The sequence below is a fragment of the Nocardia sp. NPDC055165 genome (assembly GCF_053606985.1).
In genome coordinates this window covers 35,706-50,686 of record NZ_JBSGSS010000013.1, presented here as the reverse complement: position 1 = coordinate 50,686, position 14,981 = coordinate 35,706, and the positions used below count along the sequence as shown (strand labels likewise).

14 protein-coding genes are annotated in these 14,981 nt (G+C 68.3%); 2 read left to right on the top strand and 12 right to left on the bottom strand.

The annotated features are described in order from the left end of the window. Positions 1-20: 20 nt before the first annotated feature. The gene (locus ACWFRF_RS24690; protein WP_378637424.1) at positions 21-275 is read left to right on the top strand and encodes a hypothetical protein; all 255 of its coding nucleotides are present in this window, start codon (positions 21-23) and stop codon (positions 273-275) included. On the opposite strand, the gene ACWFRF_RS24685 is transcribed toward ACWFRF_RS24690, so the two are convergent. The 4 genes from ACWFRF_RS24685 to ACWFRF_RS24670 all read right to left on the bottom strand — a co-directional run bounded on the left by ACWFRF_RS24685 (position 276) and on the right by ACWFRF_RS24670 (position 7,243). Next, positions 276-1,484, bottom strand: coding sequence for an LCP family protein (locus ACWFRF_RS24685; RefSeq protein ID WP_378993789.1), 1,209 nt, complete (start codon positions 1,482-1,484; stop codon positions 276-278). It abuts the gene before it with no gap. 178 nt (positions 1,485-1,662) lie between these two features. After that, positions 1,663-2,634: a DNA polymerase III subunit delta gene (gene holA, locus ACWFRF_RS24680; protein ID WP_378993787.1), complete on the bottom strand. Its 972-nt coding sequence runs from the start codon at positions 2,632-2,634 to the stop codon at positions 1,663-1,665. Positions 2,635-2,836: 202 nt separating this feature from the next. After that, positions 2,837-5,707: a ComEC/Rec2 family competence protein gene (locus ACWFRF_RS24675; RefSeq protein WP_452452440.1), complete on the bottom strand. Its 2,871-nt coding sequence runs from the start codon at positions 5,705-5,707 to the stop codon at positions 2,837-2,839. A 510-nt stretch (positions 5,708-6,217) separates the two neighbouring features. Then, entirely contained in the window at positions 6,218-7,243 is a 1,026-nt protein-coding gene (locus ACWFRF_RS24670) for a ComEA family DNA-binding protein (RefSeq protein ID WP_452452438.1), read from the bottom strand. Between the two features lie 180 nt (positions 7,244-7,423). On the opposite strand from ACWFRF_RS24670, the gene ACWFRF_RS24665 reads away from it, so the two are divergent. Further along, entirely contained in the window at positions 7,424-8,386 is a 963-nt protein-coding gene (locus tag ACWFRF_RS24665) for a DUF2332 domain-containing protein (protein ID WP_452452436.1), read from the top strand. 5 nt (positions 8,387-8,391) lie between these two features. Here ACWFRF_RS24665 and lexA read toward each other — a convergent pair whose 3' ends face one another. The 8 genes from lexA to ACWFRF_RS24625 all read right to left on the bottom strand — a co-directional run bounded on the left by lexA (position 8,392) and on the right by ACWFRF_RS24625 (position 14,913). After that, positions 8,392-9,042, bottom strand: a complete 651-nt coding sequence (gene lexA / locus ACWFRF_RS24660; protein ID WP_452452435.1) for a transcriptional repressor LexA — start codon at positions 9,040-9,042, stop codon at positions 8,392-8,394. A gap of 33 nt (positions 9,043-9,075) precedes the next feature. Beyond that, positions 9,076-9,570, bottom strand: coding sequence for a GNAT family N-acetyltransferase (locus tag ACWFRF_RS24655; protein ID WP_379318846.1), 495 nt, complete (start codon positions 9,568-9,570; stop codon positions 9,076-9,078). Between the two features lie 72 nt (positions 9,571-9,642). Further along, positions 9,643-10,485 (bottom strand): DegV family protein, encoded by an 843-nt coding sequence (locus tag ACWFRF_RS24650; RefSeq protein WP_378993775.1) that lies wholly within the window; start codon positions 10,483-10,485, stop codon positions 9,643-9,645. Positions 10,486-10,488: 3 nt separating this feature from the next. Next, complete coding sequence (gene octT, locus ACWFRF_RS24645; RefSeq protein ID WP_452452433.1) at positions 10,489-12,195, bottom strand: diglucosylglycerate octanoyltransferase; 1,707 nt, start codon at positions 12,193-12,195, stop codon at positions 10,489-10,491. After that, positions 12,185-12,844 carry a histidine phosphatase family protein gene (locus tag ACWFRF_RS24640; protein ID WP_101463961.1) on the bottom strand — a complete coding sequence of 220 codons (660 nt, stop codon included), beginning with the start codon at positions 12,842-12,844 and terminating at the stop codon, positions 12,185-12,187. Before ACWFRF_RS24640 ends, octT begins: the two co-directional genes overlap by 11 nt. After that, a complete protein-coding gene (rsfS, locus tag ACWFRF_RS24635; RefSeq protein ID WP_056821472.1) occupies positions 12,841-13,257 on the bottom strand; it encodes a ribosome silencing factor in 417 nt (138 codons plus the stop codon). Before rsfS ends, ACWFRF_RS24640 begins: the two co-directional genes overlap by 4 nt. A gap of 46 nt (positions 13,258-13,303) precedes the next feature. Continuing rightward, on the bottom strand, positions 13,304-13,945 hold the full coding sequence (nadD, locus tag ACWFRF_RS24630) for a nicotinate-nucleotide adenylyltransferase (protein WP_101463962.1): 642 nt from the start codon (positions 13,943-13,945) through the stop codon (positions 13,304-13,306). A 44-nt stretch (positions 13,946-13,989) separates the two neighbouring features. Beyond that, the gene (locus ACWFRF_RS24625; protein ID WP_379315040.1) at positions 13,990-14,913 is read right to left on the bottom strand and encodes a hypothetical protein; all 924 of its coding nucleotides are present in this window, start codon (positions 14,911-14,913) and stop codon (positions 13,990-13,992) included. Positions 14,914-14,981: the final 68 nt, after the last annotated feature.

The window sequence follows — 14,981 nt, the reverse complement described above, 5'->3', positions numbered from 1 at the left end:
CACCGGCTACCATTCGCGCCATGCTGACGGTGTACGCGAATCAGACGGTGGTACGAGGCGATGACCTGGCCGAGGTGATCCGCGCGGCGGAGATCCTGGGTATCGGTCTCAAGGTCGAAAATGTGATGGTGCCCGACGAGGACGGTGGCTACGGCGCCGCGTGGATCGTCACCCGTGAGGACGAGGTTCCCCTCTACGACGAGTGGGAGGGACGCTACGACGACCTCGACGACGACGAGGATGTGGACGTCTCGCTGGTCGTCGCCGGCGAGTAGTCAGTTCACGCAGGGCACCTGACCCGAGGTGATGTCGCTGCGGACCGGCCTGCCCGCGTCGGGAGTCTGTGGCGCCGACGTGGTCGTGCTGGTCTGCCAAGCGCCCGCTGTCGACTCCGACGACCAGGCGGCAGGCGGTTCGGTGCGTTGTCCGGTGCGCCTGGCCGTGGTGGAGGCCGGGACCGGCATACCGAAAGCCGCGGCCATCTCGCGGCGGATCGCCGACCGGTCGACGATGTTCACGTCCTGGCCGTTGATCACGTCGTAGCGCAGCACCGGCAAGGTACGGAACTCGACCTCGGGATCGTCGGCGGCGCCCAGGGTGCGGACGAATTCGGTCATGTTCCAGCCGTCCGACAGCACGATATTGCGATGCGCCACATCCATCAGTGCCGAGAGCTTGCGCGGGTCGGTGAGGGTGCCCGCGCTGCGAAGCTGGCGGGCCACCGAGGTCAGGAACGCCTGCTGGCGGTGGGTTCGGTCCAGATCGCCGTTCTCCAGCCCGTGCCGCTGCCGGACGAAAGCCAGCGCCTGTGCGGGATTCAGCTGCTGGCGGCCGGCGGGAAAATCGGCGCCGGAGAACTCGGAGTCCTGGACCGGCTTGTTCAAACACACTTCCACGCCGCCCAGCGCGGCGGCCAGCTCGTAGAAGCCCGCCAGGGTCACCTCGGCGAACCTGTCGATCGGCACGCCTGTCAGATCCCGGACCGCGGCCACGGTAGCGGCCCGCCCCGCCTCCCTGCCCGCCTGTTCCAGCTTCCGCTGATCGGTGATGCCCTGCGCGATCAGCCGGTCCTGCACGGCCGCCTTCTTCAACCCGTACGCCTCCTTGATCTTGGCGTGGGTGTAGCCCGGGATCCCGGTGACCGGCACATAGTCGTCGCGTGGTATCGACACCGCGACGATCTTGTCCATCGACGCCGGAATATGCACCAGGATCAGGGTATTGGCGTTGTATCCGCCTTCGTCACCGTCACCGGCGTGCAGTTGCTCGAGGACCTCGGCCGGTAGCTCGTTGCCGTTCTGATCACGGCGGGTATCCAACCCGATCAGCAGGATGTTGAGATCGCCCCCGAGTGAGTGCGGGGCGTCGTCACCGATCGCCCGCGACCGCAGGAACCCCGCATCGAAACTCCCCGCCGTCGACCACCCATATGCCGTGACCACCACCACCGTGGCCGACAACACCGCCGCGACCACCTGCACCACCCGCCGAGCTACCCGCCCCGCCGATCCCCGACCGCGTCGACCGCGCCCGCCTCGTCCATCCCGGCTACCACTCGGCTCAACCATCTCATGATCAACTGTGCCAGCCGCGAGAGCGACCGGACATCGCGATTGGATCCCGATTGGATGGCGGTGCGGCGCGCCTGCTCAGCCGCGCTGGTCAGCCAGTGGCGCGGAGGTCGAGGATGCGGGCGAGGGCGTGTTCCACCGCGTAGGTGGCGTCGGCGGCGCCGCCTTTGACGTCGGCATTGAGGGTGGCTACCACCTGTAGGGCGGTGCCGATGGTGGTGGGGTTCCAGCCGCGGGCTTGGGCTTGGGCTTTCTTGATCTTCCAGGGGGGCATACCCAGCTTCTGGGCGAGGGCGAACGGGTCGCCGCGGCCTGCCGAGCCGACTTTGGCGATGGTGTGGACCGAGTCGGCGAGGGCGTCGGCGAGCAAAACGTGGGGAACGCCGCGGTCGGTGGCCCAGCGCAGGGCTTCCATCGCGCCGGGACGGTCGCCGGCGACCGCGAGGTCGGCGACGTCGAAGCCGGTGACCTCGGCCCGGCCGGAGTAGTAGCGGCGGACCGCGTTCGCGTCGACCTTGCCACCGGTATCGGACACCAATTGTGAACAGGCGGCGGCCAATTCACGCAGCTCCGAACCGACCGATTCGAGCAAGGCTTGCACGACTTCGGTCGAGACCTTGACCCCGAGGGCCCGGAACTCGCCTCGCACGAACTCCACGCGCTCGGCGCCTTTGTTGAGTTTGGTGCACTCGTGGACCGTCGCGCCCTTCTTCTGCAGTGCGGGTGCCAGCGCTTTGGCCCGTCCGCCGCCCGAGTGCAGAACCATGAGCACCACACCGTCGGGCGGATCGGCCGCAGCCTCGGTGATCACCGCGACCGCGTCCTTGCCCGCTTCCGCTGCCGACTCAAGCACGATCACCCGGTCTTCGGCGAACAGCGAGGGGCTGAGCAACTCGGCCAGTTCCGCCGTGCTGGCGTCACCGGCGCGCAATCGGTCGACGGGTACCGAATCCGGATCGGGCGCACAGGCCCGCACCTGCGCGGTCACCATCGCAACCGCACGTTCGACCAGCAGTTCCTCGTCGCCGAGGACCAGATGCACCGAGGCAGGGCGTTCGCTCACCAGGCGATCCTACGTACGCCCACCGACATCCCTTGGCGCCGACCTCGGGCATGTTGCCGAGCACCGTCGTCCCGCTGCGCCTGGCCGAGTTCGACCAGCTCCCGAGGCGGCCGGAGGCGACTCGACCACCGGGAATCGACGTGCTGCTCGTTCTTCACGGTGACCTTCGAGCATCGGTCCGAGACGTCAGTCGTGACGGGTATCAACGTGCCCACCGACCGGATCGAGATCCTCGACGCCATCCAGACGTGGGGCCGTGCCGCGTCTGCGGTGCTCGTCGACGAGACGTGACGGTCCGCAGATCGGCGGCGGTACCCACGATCACGACGTCACCCTCGAGGTCGGTCCGAGCGACGGTTGCGCCGAGCGCGGCGAGGGTCGAGGTCACCGTGGGGTGCGGATGCCCGAAGGTGTTGTCCGACCCGGCACTGACCAACGCCAGGCGTGGTCCGACCGCACGCAGGAATGCCGGTGTGGTGGTGCGTGATCCGTGATGGGGCACCTTGAGGACGTCCGCCCGGACATCCTCACCGCGCATGATCCGGGCCTGTGCCTCGGCCTCGATGTCGCCGGTGAACAGGATCGTTCCGGCCGGTGTACGTGCTCGCATCACCAGTGACCGATCGTTGGCCGCATCGGCCGACAGCGACGTCGGCAGGTCCCGGCTCGGTGCCAGCACACGCAATCCGACTGCGCCGAAGGTCATTTCGTGCCCCGCGTGCAGTTCCATCAACGGAATATCAGCCGCACCAGCCAGTTCCGTCACCCGCTCCACTCCCTCGGTGTCGCCACCGTGGCCATGCGATTCTCGTTGGGAAACAGTCTGTTCCGCGGAACGGCGACCACTTGTCGCCGGCCTCTCCCCCGGCGTCCCACGCGGGCACACGACATGATCGTCTCCCGTCGGCCGCACCGCGGTGCCCACCGTCGACGCTCGCTCCTTCGGATGTGAGGTTGCGGTCGGCTGCGGTCGCCCTGGCATGGTCGGCGTCGCCGAGCGCGACGGCGGTCCGCCCGAGTCGTCCGGATGCAACGGTGGGACAGCCGAATCCACAGAGGGCACCCGCACGGCGACTACCCCCTGCGCAGGTGGTGACGATTCCGCTGTTCGCGATGGGTATCTCTCGATTTCTGTGGGATGCGAGGGAGTTCCGGTCGACGGGGTGAGGTTCGGCGGTGTCGGCGCAGTGCTCGGCGTCGGCGCAGTGCTCGGCGTCGGCGCAGTGGTGCGGTCTGCGGCGGCACAGGTTTCGGCGATCGCTGAGCGGAGTTCCCCCGGGGCGGTAGCTATAGCGTCGACAGTGCGGCCTCGGAGAGCGCCGGCGAGTCCGTTGATGTGATCGGCATGGGGGTGAGTGAGGACCAGTAGCGGGATGTGGGTGATTTTCAGGCGATCCAGGCAGGCCCGGATCGGGCGTGGGTCCGGGCCGACGTCTACGACGACCGCGGCACCGGGAGCAACAGACAGAGCCAGGCCGTCGCCCTGCCCAACGTCACACATCGCGAGCACCCAGCCCGATGGTGGCCATCCTGGCTGCAAGAAGCGCACTGGGAGCAGCACAATCGACACTCCCAGCACCACTACCGCGAGGAGTCTGCGGGTGTGCGACCAGCGCAGTGCCGCCACGACCACGACGACGATCACCGCCGCGACCGATCCTGCGACCACGCCGCCAGGCACCGTGATCGTGGCGCCCGGCACCGCGGCCGCGCGATCCGCGACGCCGAGCAACCACCACATCGGTGGCCGCGCACACCACAGCACCCATACCGCGGCATCACCCCATACGCAGGCCACGACCGCGCCCACCGCGCCGATCACCGTGATCAGCCCGACCACCGGTGCGACGAGCGCGTTGGCCACGATCGCCACCAGGCTCATCCGCCCCGACAGCGCAACCATCATCGGCACGGTGACCACGAACGCGGCTGCCGATACCGCGACGATCTCCGCGGGCGCGCGCCACCAACCATGCGCCCGCAACCAGTCCGCCCAGCTGGGCGCGAGCAAGATCAGCCCCGCGGTCGCGAGCACCGACAGCGCGAATCCCGCGCTCACCGCCAATTGCGGTGCAACGGCCAGCAATCCGATCACTGCCGCACACAACGCCGGCAGCGCCTGCTTGCGTCTGCCGGTAAGCAGGGCGAGCACTGTCACCGAGCCCATCGCTGCCGCGCGCAGCACACTCGGGTCGGGGCGGGCGATCACGACGAACAGTGCGACAGCCCCCGCCGCCGCGGCAGCACTGGTCCGCGGGCCGGCCGTGAGCAGGCGGGTGAGTGCCAACAGGGCCGTCAGCAGGATTGTGAAATTGGCTCCACTGACCACACAGAGGTGCTGCAATCCAGCAATTTCGAATGCGTCACGCACTTGTTCCGGCAGCGCGACAGTGTCACCGACAACGAGCGCGGGCAGCAACCCCGCCGCAGCAGGTGGCAGTGCCTTGGCGGACGCGTCCACCAGATCCGTTCGCACGCTCGCCGCGACCCGCTGCCACCACGGCGGCTCACCGATCCGCTTCGGTGCGTCGGCGGCGTGCAGGGTGGCAACCGTCAGATCGGCGCGGTTCGGCTCGCTGACCTCAGCCCGGAATCGCACCACTTGCCCAGGCGACAGCTCAGCCCACTCACTACCCTGCGCGAGCACCACAATCGAACCGCCTGCCTGCGTCCATGCCGGGCCATGACCGAACTCGCGCAGACCCGCACGAACAATCCACCGCCGCTCACCGCCGAACCCACCGGCGCGCAGGGGCTTCGCGTCATCGGTGACCACCGCGAGCACGTTCACCGACCGGCCGAACGATTCTCGCAACGGATGTGCCTGGACATGGTGCTCCTGCCAAGCACCGGCCGCCGCGAACCCCGCACCGAGCAGCATCGTCGCCAACCCGGTCACCGCGACAACCCGCCACCGCTCCCGCCGATGCGCCATCGCCCACAGCAGCACCACCCACAACCCGATCGCGACCACGACCGACGCAGCAGCCAGCACCAATCCCGCGACCCACCCCACAGTCACCGCGACAATCGTCGCCACCCAGCACCCGAACGCCGCAGGAACCAATCGCATATCGAGTACCTGTAGCTCCGGCTCCCCTTTGCCCGTTTGTTGTCCCACGCGTACCCGGCGTCCCGGCCCCCGCCCCGCCGACTCCCAGAGCTCTGCTGCTCGCGTCCACCGACGTCGACCCGACCTTTCCTGCGAAGCGCCCTCGCGTTCAGCCGTTCCCAGCCGCCCACGCCGGTCCGAATCTCCCGGAATCGTTCTCCCGTGCTGTACGGCTCTCGGTCGCCGGCGCGGTTCCTCCCGAACCGCTCCCTCGCCCGGCTCGTGTCTCATCCGCCTGCCGTGTCGTCAGGTCGGGGCGTACCGATGCCCAGGTCAACCACATCGTTCGCAGAACGAGAGTTCTCGCCCGATCCGAGTGGACATGCGAGGCGACTGAGATCGCCTGATCCCGGCGCGCCGTCCTCCACTGTTTCGATGGGCTGATCTGTGGCGGGCCTGGTTCCGAGCCGTGCGCAGGGCCACACCGGGCAGGTCACGCGATCACCTCCGCGCGGGGTGTCTTCGCATGGATCATGCCGTCACCAGGTCGCGGAGTCGAGCCAGCCGGGCGGGACCGATGCCGTCTACCTCGCCGAGTTGAGCGACATCGGTGAAGCGTCCGTTGGTGGTGCGCCACGCGAGAATTGCCTTGGCGGTGACCGGTCCTACGCCGGGCAGTGCGTCCAACTCGGCTTCGGTTGCGGTGTTCAGATCGATGCGCGAATTGCCGGACGAGACACCGCCACTGAGACCGGCAGTGCTCGAACCTGCGGTGCTCGAACCTCCTGGTTTCGAGCTCGCGGTGTTCGAGCCGCCGGTGCCGGGCGGGGTCACAGGTGCGCGACCAGCACCGATCGTGATGCTGCCGAGGCGTGGTTGACCGGTTTGAGGATCCGTGGCTCCGACTATGACCTGGTCCCCGTCCACCAGTCGTTGAGCCAGGTTCAGGCCTGCCAGGTCGGCACCGTCACGAATCCCTCCTGCCTTCTCCAAGGCGTCGGCGATCCGGGAACCGTCCGGCAATCGGTGCAGCCCGGCTCGTTCGACCAAACCGACCACGCTGACGACGACATCGGCACTCGAGGTCGGACCTGGACCGGACATGGCCGAGACCACCGTGGTCGGGCCGGGCTGTACTGCAACGCTTTCCGCCCGCAGTACAGGTACCGGCGGAACCGCCCGCGCCACCGGCTGATCGCGTAGCACCATCACACCGGTGAGCACCACAGCGATGACCCCGACCAGCCCGAGTACCAGCGCGCCGCGACGCCCCGGATCCAGCCGTGCGTTTTGGAAGCGCGCTGGCACCAGGCGGTTTCGCCTGCCCGATCCACCATCGTCGAGCCATCCGGGTGTCCCCACTGGGCCTGCCGGTCCGGCCGACGGCGCGAGTTCGTCATCGTCCCACTGTCCTTCGCCGTCGCCAGAGCGCGCAGCACTGTTCCCGGCCTCCATCCCGGACGCGCGTAGCGGCTGACTACTCGGTCGCGCTCGCTCGCGGACCGCCAGCCCGCCCAGCCGCTGCCGTACTCGCTCGTGCTCTTCGTGTCGTGACATGGCAGCGACGCTAGGCCGACGCCGACCTGACGAACCCCTGCCGACCTGGGCTTCGAGGAAATCTGTGGATAACTCCGAACCTGTGGACAACTCACCGGTCAGCGTGGCTTCGCACCCGGAATCTCGTCTGCCCGAGTGGATACCGTGCGCTCATGGCCGATTCGACGTACCCAGGAACCCATGGAACTCGCACAACGATTCCGCGACTTCGCACTTCTCGAAGCGCGCGGAAATTCCCCGCTCTATCACCGGCGAGCGCTGGATATCAGCGTGGACGCGGAGGTACTGGCGCTGATCGCCCAATTGCCTACGGACAAACAGCAACCCAACCTGATCCTGGCCGCCGCGCGAGTGCACGGCGCGACCGCGGTTCCCTATCACGAGTTCCGCGACCAACTGCGCGAGAACTGGTCGGCGATCTCCGCGACTACGCTGCGCAGACGTACACAGACGAACGAGGCGGGCCGGGCGGCCACCCTGCTGCCGGTGCTGGCCCGCCTGCCCGGACCCCTGTCGCTCATCGAGGTCGGAGCATCGGCCGGACTGTGCCTGTACCCGGACCGTTTCAGTTATCGCTACAACACCGCCGCGCTGGATCCGGCAGACGGTCCGTCATCGGTTGTGTTGGCCTGCAGGACAACCGGAGCGGTGCCGATCCCGGACCGGCTCCCCCGGGTCGTCCATCGGGCAGGAGTAGATCTGAACCCGCTCGATGCCGGCAACAGCGACGACCGGCAGTGGCTGTCCGCGCTGGTCTGGCCGGGACAGGACGAGCGGCTGTCGCGCTTGCGTTCGGCCTGCGCGATCGCGGCGGCGGAACCACCGGCCATCGTCACCGGCGACCTGAACGAGCAGGTCACCGAGCTGGTACTCGCGGCGCCACGCGCCAGCACCGTAGTGGTTTTCCACAGTGCTGTACTGAGCTACCTCTCCCCTCAGGCGCGGGCGGACTTCCGGGCGACGGTGCGGGACCTGCCCTGCCACTGGGTGTCGCAAGAGGGCACCGGGGTTCTCAGCACGCTGGCCGACCGGTTGCCCCCGCGCGAGAGCACAGCGGCCCGATTGGTGCTCGCCCTCGACGACGAGCCGTTGGCTTTCGCCGGGCCGCACGGCCAGTCGCTGGACTGGTTCGGCCCGGCGTAGCGACCTCAGAGTCGGCGCATCACCGACACGACGCGGCCCAGGACGACGGCTTCGTCACCGTCGATCACGGAGTAGGCGGGGTTGCGCGGTTCGAGCTGCACGTGCCCGTTGCGGCGGCGGTACACCTTGACCGTGGCTTCCTCGCCGATCATCGCCGCGACGATATCGCCGGAGTTGGCCTCGCGCTGACTACGGACCACCACGAGGTCGCCGTCGCAGATCGCGGCATCGATCATGGAGTCGCCACGCACCCGCAAGCCGAAAACCTCACCGCGGCCGACCAGTTCACGCGGGAGGGTCATGACGTCGTCGGGGTTGTGCTCGGCCAGGATCGGAGTGCCCGCCGCGATGTCGCCGACGACGGGCACCGACACCGAGGCGTCGGAGTCGGCGACGGACGCGCCACGCAGGAACAGGCGCACGTCGATGGGGCGGGTCATGGTGGCGGCACGGCGCAGGAACCCGTCCTCCTCCAATGCCTTCAGGTGTTGGGAGACCGTGGATGTGGAGCGCAGGCCCACCGCGTCGGCGATCTCCCGCGTGCTCGGCGCGTAGCCGTGGGCGAGCACCGAATCCCTGATCACGGCGAGGATGTGTTGTCTGCGGGGAGGCAGGCTCGCGGCGTCGAGGTGGTCGAAGTCGTCGTATCCGGTCATCGGGGAATCGTAGATCCTCCCGCGATCATCACTTCAGTCCAGGTTCCTCGCGAAACAGTTCGACTGCGGCAGGACGTGATACGGCGCGAACAGCGGAATCCGGTGATAGCCACTGCGCTCGTAGAAGCGCACCGCTTCCGGCTGCAGATGCCCGGTCTGCAGGATCATCCGGGGCCGGCCGGCCGCGCGCACGGATGCTTCGGCGGCGTGCAAGAGCGCGGTCGCGGTTCCGGTGCCACGGTAGGCGGGACGCACGAACATCCGCTTGAGTTCGAGGTCACCGGCGTTCCAGCGCACCGCGGCGTGCCCGACAGGCTCCGCGCCCACGTACGCGACGAACGTCTGGTGCACGGTCGCGTGATCGACCGCGATCGGCGAGGGACCGCGCAGGGCGAGCTCGAGGTGGGCGTAGCGGGGACGGACCTCGGCCGACATCTCCGCGCGCAGCGACTCGGCATCCGGGTCGTCCCAGTCGACCACGAGCACTCGTGGCGAAACGTCGGTCTGTGGGGAAGTGTGGCCAACCATGACAACCACGGTAGGCACCGGATCATCGTCACCGGACTGTTTGCCCTCAGCGAGATTCTGAACCGGCAGCGATCAGACGCATCCGCCGGGCAACACCGCGACACCGAGTGCGCCGACACCGAGGTGCACACCGAGTGCGGGGCCGAACTCGGCAACGTAGAGCTCTTGCACCTCCGGCAGCTGCTCACGCAATTGCGCCGCGATGTTTTCGGCGGCCTCGGGGGCACCGAGATGCTGGATGCCGAGCGCCGCACCATCGGATGCGGCCGCCTCCACCGCGGCAGCCACCAGCTTGGCGTAGGCACGCGATCTGGTTCGCACCTTCTCGCGCATTTCGAGCTTGCCCTCCACCAGCTGCAGCAGTGGTTTCGTCACCAGTTCACTGCCGAAGAACGCTGCGGCGCTGCTCAGCCTGCCACCCTTGCGGAGTTGCTCGGTGCGGTTGACCAGGATGAACGTGCGCGAACGGGTCGCGGCCGACACTGCGCGCTCGTAGACATCGTTCAACGCCTCGCCTGCCCTCGCCTTACGCGCGGCGGCCAGCACGGGCAGGCCGGTCGCCAGGCCGGCCCCGAGCGAATCGACAACGCGCACACGATCTTCGGCGCCCATGTCGCGCACCGCCTGGCGGCCCGACTCCCACGTCGCCGACAATCGGCGCGACAGATGGACGGCCACCACACCGTCGCCGTCGCTGAGGCTCAGCGCTCGTTCGTAGGCTTCGCGCAGTTCTCCGGGCGAGGCGGCCGACGTGGTGACCGAGTCGGCGGTGTAGTCGATCTCGATCGGGTCGACGCCTTCCCGGATCTCGTGCTCACCGACGAGCACATGCAACGGCACCACTTCGATACCGAGCTCGGCGACGAGATCGGCGGACAACCCCGCCGCCGAATCGGTGACCACCACAACGGCCACGGACTACCGGACCTCCTGCAGCGCCTTCGTCATCGCCGTCGCCACCGCCGCGTGCCCGGCCCAGCCCCAGTGGATGCCATCCGGGTTCGCCGATCCCGACTCGATGTCGTCGCGCACGGCCTCGCCGAGGTCGACGAGCGGCACCGACGTACGGCCCGACCACGCCTGCAATGCCTTGACCGCCCGCGCCCTGCCCCGGTGGACCCGCCCGTAGGCGTCGCACTTGTGGACCGACGGCAGCACCGCCACGACAGGCAGCTCCGGACGCAGATGATTCAGCGCGGTCCGCGACTGCTCCAGGTAGTCCACGCTCACCTTGGGCGGAAGGGCAACCGGGCGACCGAGTTTCGACAGCTTCGGCTGCAACCAGTTGTAGGACGCCCGCACGCCACGGCGCAGACGCGGCGGACGGATATAGCGAATCATCTCCCGCAGCGCGGTGGGCAGCGGGGACGGCAACGTGTCCATGCCGCCGACGGCGAATACGACCGCCCCGGCGCGCGGCACCGCGGCCCACACGCGCGGATCTCCGATCAGCGCCCAGTAGGCATCGCGACAGGTCCAGCCGATCCGAGCGATCAGTTCGACATCCCAATCCAGTTCCGCGGCAACCATATTCGGCCAGATCCGTGGATCATCGGCAGGCAGCCCGCCCTTCGGCCCGTAGTAGGCGAGCGAGTCGGCGATCACGAGCAGCACTGGACGCGGTGCGGCCGACTCGACCGGCCTGGGCGACACAGCTTCCTCGACGAGCAGCGAACCGGAGATCTCCGCAGCGCCCGATTCACCGGGCGAGACAGCAGGTTTCGCGGACACCTCGACCGCGGGATCCGCGACAGGGGTTGCCGAGGATGTCGGCAAGCTGTCCGCGATATCGAGGTCCACGTCCGGAAGTGCGGCGGGAGGATCGACCTGCGCATCAGCAGAACCGGTTTCGACGGCGGTCGCCACCTCAGCCGAAGAAACTTCGGACGAGGTAGCGGCATCGACCCGAACCGGATCGCTCGCCTCCGGCCGGAGTGGTTGCGGCGCAGCCGTATCCGTAGATCCGGCGGCATCCACGATCGACTCGGCGACTGCCGGGTCATCGACGGACTGCTCCGTGGACTTCTCACTGCCGGCAGCCGATACCGTATCCGCAGCAGCGGCGATATCCGCAGTGGACTGGGCGGTATCGGTCTGTGCAGCACCGGAATCCGCATCACCGAGTTCGTCTGTCGAACCGTCATCTGCGACAACATCCACCGATGCCGTGGCACCGGAAGTCTCGCTGTCTGCTTCCTGCACAGCGGAACTGGATGCGACGTCGACAGCGCCGCGTGCGGCCTCGGCATCGTCACCGATCGAGGTCACCGCACTGTCGCCGTCGACACTGCCGTCTGGGGAAACATCGGCGGTCGGGGACCCGGAATCCGCTGTCCCCGAGCCGGACTCGACGACGTCTGCCGCCGAGTCGACCGGCTCGGGTTCCGCGACGACCGGCGGGGGCACCGGGCCGAACAGGGCATCGGGCAGCGATCGCGCGCTGCGTGCGGTGACCTGCTTGAAGAGCTCATCCGGTACCGAACGGATCGGCTCCTCACGCTCTGCGCGCGCGGGCCGAGCGGGTGGCGGACCGAATAGCGCGTCCGGCAATTGCCGTCCGGCTTTGGCCGTCACCTGCTGGAACATCTCATCAGGTACTGATCGGTCGGGCTCTTCATTGGACATCGGGAGCTACCTTCGCCGCTGCGTTCCACACATCGAGGCGCCAGCCGGGTCGATCGATGTCCGGGCCGTGGCTGGAAAGCTGCACCCAGCTGGTATTGGCCAGCCCACCCAGGGCAGGCCAGTTCTCCGGTGGCAGTTCCAGCAACGCGGCCGTCAGAGCAGCGATCAGCCCGCCGTGCGCAACCAGGATGATAGTCCGACCGGGCCAATCCTGCCGCTCGTTGTACAGTTCGCGCACCACAGGCAGGGACCGGGCACCCACCTCGAGCTTGCTCTCGCCGCCGGGCGGTGTGTAGGTCGCATCGAGACGCCACTGCACGCGCGCGCCGGGGTAATCGGCGTCGACTTCGAGGTGGGTCAGGCCTTCCCAGTCACCCAGGTTGGTTTCGCGCAGTCGCGGATCGGTGATGACAGGCAGATCGCTGATGTCACCGAGTGCCTGCGCGGTTTCCTTGGCGCGACGCAGATCGGAGGCGTGGATCGCGATGGCGTTGCGTGAACCCAGTTCGCGCGCGGCCTCTTTGGCCTGCTGGCGACCGAGTTCGGTGAGATCGGTGTCGATCTGACCCTGCATCCGGTCGGCCGCGTTCCATTCGGTCTGCCCGTGCCGCAACAGGATCAGGTTGCGCACATGGGCGTACTTGCTCACTCGTTGATTCCCTCTACCTGCGCGTCGTCGTCCGCGGCCGGAGTCGGGAGTGCGGCGATGCCTTCGACGGGAACCGCCGGGCAGTCACGCCACAGGCGCTCGAGTGCGTAGAAGTTGCGCTCGTCGTTGTGCTGGACGTGCACGACGATATCGACGTAGTCGAGCAGCGCCCAGCGACCCTCACGGGTGCCTTCGCGACGGACCGGCTTGTGGCCGGCTTCGCGCAGCTTGTCCTCGATGTTGTCGACGATCGCGTTGACCTGGCGCTCGTTGGGCGCCGACGCGATGACGAAGCAGTCGGTGATCACCAGCTGCTCGGAGACGTCGAGGACGACGACATCGGTGGCCAGCTTGTCGTCGGCGGCGAGTGCGGCGACCGTGGCCATCTCGATCGCTTCGGTAGAGGCACTCATACGGTCTCCTCCTGCGGGGTCAGACCCTCGCTCATGTGGCTCAACGTCAGCTACCTTCCGTTCCTGCGGGCACGTAGAGGTGCCGCTTCGATATGTACTGCACCACGCCGTCGGGGACGAGGTACCAGACCGGCCGACCCTCCGCGGCGCGGCGGCGGCATTCGCTCGACGAGATGGCCAGCGCGGGGATCTCGACCATCGTCACGGCGTCGGCGGGAAGGTCCCGCAAATGCTCCTCGAGATGATCGGTGTTCAGTTCGTAACCCGGTCGGCTCACCCCGACGAACTTCGCCAGTTCGAACAGTTCGGTCCAATCCTGCCATGTCAGGATGTTGGCCAGCGCGTCCGCACCGGTGATGAAGTACAGCTCCGCGTCGGGATGCGCGTTTTGCATCTCGCGCAGGGTGTCCACCGTGTAGGTGACCTTGTTGCGTTCGATGTCGGCCCGGCTGACGGAAAACCTCGGGTTGGACGCGGTGGCGATGACCGTCATCAAATAGCGATCCTCGGCGGGGCTGACCTGCTTGTTGACCTTCTGCCACGGCTGGCCGGTCGGCACGAAGATCACTTCGTCGAGCTCGAACCGGTTCGCGACCTCGCTCGCCGCGACCAGGTGGCCGTGGTGGATCGGGTCGAAGGTGCCGCCCATGACGCCGAGCTTGCGGCGCGGCCGAGCTGTTTCGTGCATGAGGTCTGAGCTTAATCCGGCCCATGAGATCGAGGCGGACCGGACTACTCCGCGCCATCGCGACGCTCGCGAGGTCCCGACGCCTGCGCGCACATCTGCGCGAACTGGGCACGGGTGCGTTTCAGCTCCTCGACGAGGTGTGCGGCCGGCTCGGCGGCTACCCGGCGGTCCAACTCGGTCAACAACACGTCGATCGTTACCCACCAAGGCCCACGCACACGCCCCTGCGGTCCGCGCAGTTGCAACCAGGCGGCGGCACGCAGGCAGCGGGCCCGCGGCACGATCTTGTCCTGTTCGCCCCACAGGCCCGCGGCGCGCAGGTAGCCGCCGAGCGCCTCGGTCTCCTGTCCACAGCACTCCCGGGCGACCGCGGCCGACCAGACCAGATCGGCATGGCGGCGGCGCAACGAGGGCATACCGCCGATCAGCCGTGCCGCCTCGGTGAACTGCCAGGCGGCCTGGCGGTAGCGACCGACGTGGTTCAGCGATTCGGCGAACTGGGCACGTACCAGCGCGAGCTCGGCAGGTGGGTAGCCGACAGGGCCGGTGAGCAGTGGGCGGTCGAAGGCGACCACCGCTTCGCCGTGCCGACCCGCACGATGCCAGGCACGACCCGCGACCAGCCACAGGTGGACCGCGTCCGCACACGAGATCGGCTGCCAACAGGCAGCGGCCGAGGCGGCGGCGCGGGCTACGTCGCGGTCACGGCCCGGCTGGGCGGCGACCGCGGTCACCAGCTGCGTGCGCATCGCGGCGAGTTCGCGCCCGGCCAGCTCACCCGCGCCGACAACCAGCGCCCGACGCAGCTGCTCCTCCGCTGCCGCGGGAGCGTCTGCCAGCCGAGCGGCGGCGATACCGGCCAGTCGCCGCGCCGCCCGAGCCCCTGAACCCGGCGCCAGCGGACCGGCATCCGCACCGAACGAACCTGCCGCGAGCACCGTGGCCTGCCCTGCGCCGACCGAACCCACCTCGAGGCCACCGGCAGGCGGAAGGTGAGGTTCTTCTTCTCGAAGCGAATCGTTCTCGTTCGCGAACG

Excerpts from the sequence above, each read along its gene's own strand:
- ACWFRF_RS24690 (WP_378637424.1), top strand. The coding sequence starts at position 21 with ATGCTGACGGTGTACGCGAATCAGACGGTGGTACGAGGCGATGACCTG.
- ACWFRF_RS24675 (WP_452452440.1), bottom strand. The coding sequence starts at position 5,707 with ATGCGATTGGTTCCTGCGGCGTTCGGGTGCTGGGTGGCGACGATTGTC.
- ACWFRF_RS24670 (WP_452452438.1), bottom strand. The coding sequence starts at position 7,243 with ATGTCACGACACGAAGAGCACGAGCGAGTACGGCAGCGGCTGGGCGGG.
- ACWFRF_RS24665 (WP_452452436.1), top strand. The coding sequence starts at position 7,424 with ATGGAACTCGCACAACGATTCCGCGACTTCGCACTTCTCGAAGCGCGC.
- lexA (WP_452452435.1), bottom strand. The coding sequence starts at position 9,042 with ATGACCGGATACGACGACTTCGACCACCTCGACGCCGCGAGCCTGCCT.
- ACWFRF_RS24655 (WP_379318846.1), bottom strand. The coding sequence starts at position 9,570 with ATGGTTGGCCACACTTCCCCACAGACCGACGTTTCGCCACGAGTGCTC.
- octT (WP_452452433.1), bottom strand. The coding sequence starts at position 12,195 with ATGTCCAATGAAGAGCCCGACCGATCAGTACCTGATGAGATGTTCCAG.
- rsfS (WP_056821472.1), bottom strand. The coding sequence starts at position 13,257 with ATGAGTGCCTCTACCGAAGCGATCGAGATGGCCACGGTCGCCGCACTC.
- nadD (WP_101463962.1), bottom strand. The coding sequence starts at position 13,945 with ATGCACGAAACAGCTCGGCCGCGCCGCAAGCTCGGCGTCATGGGCGGC.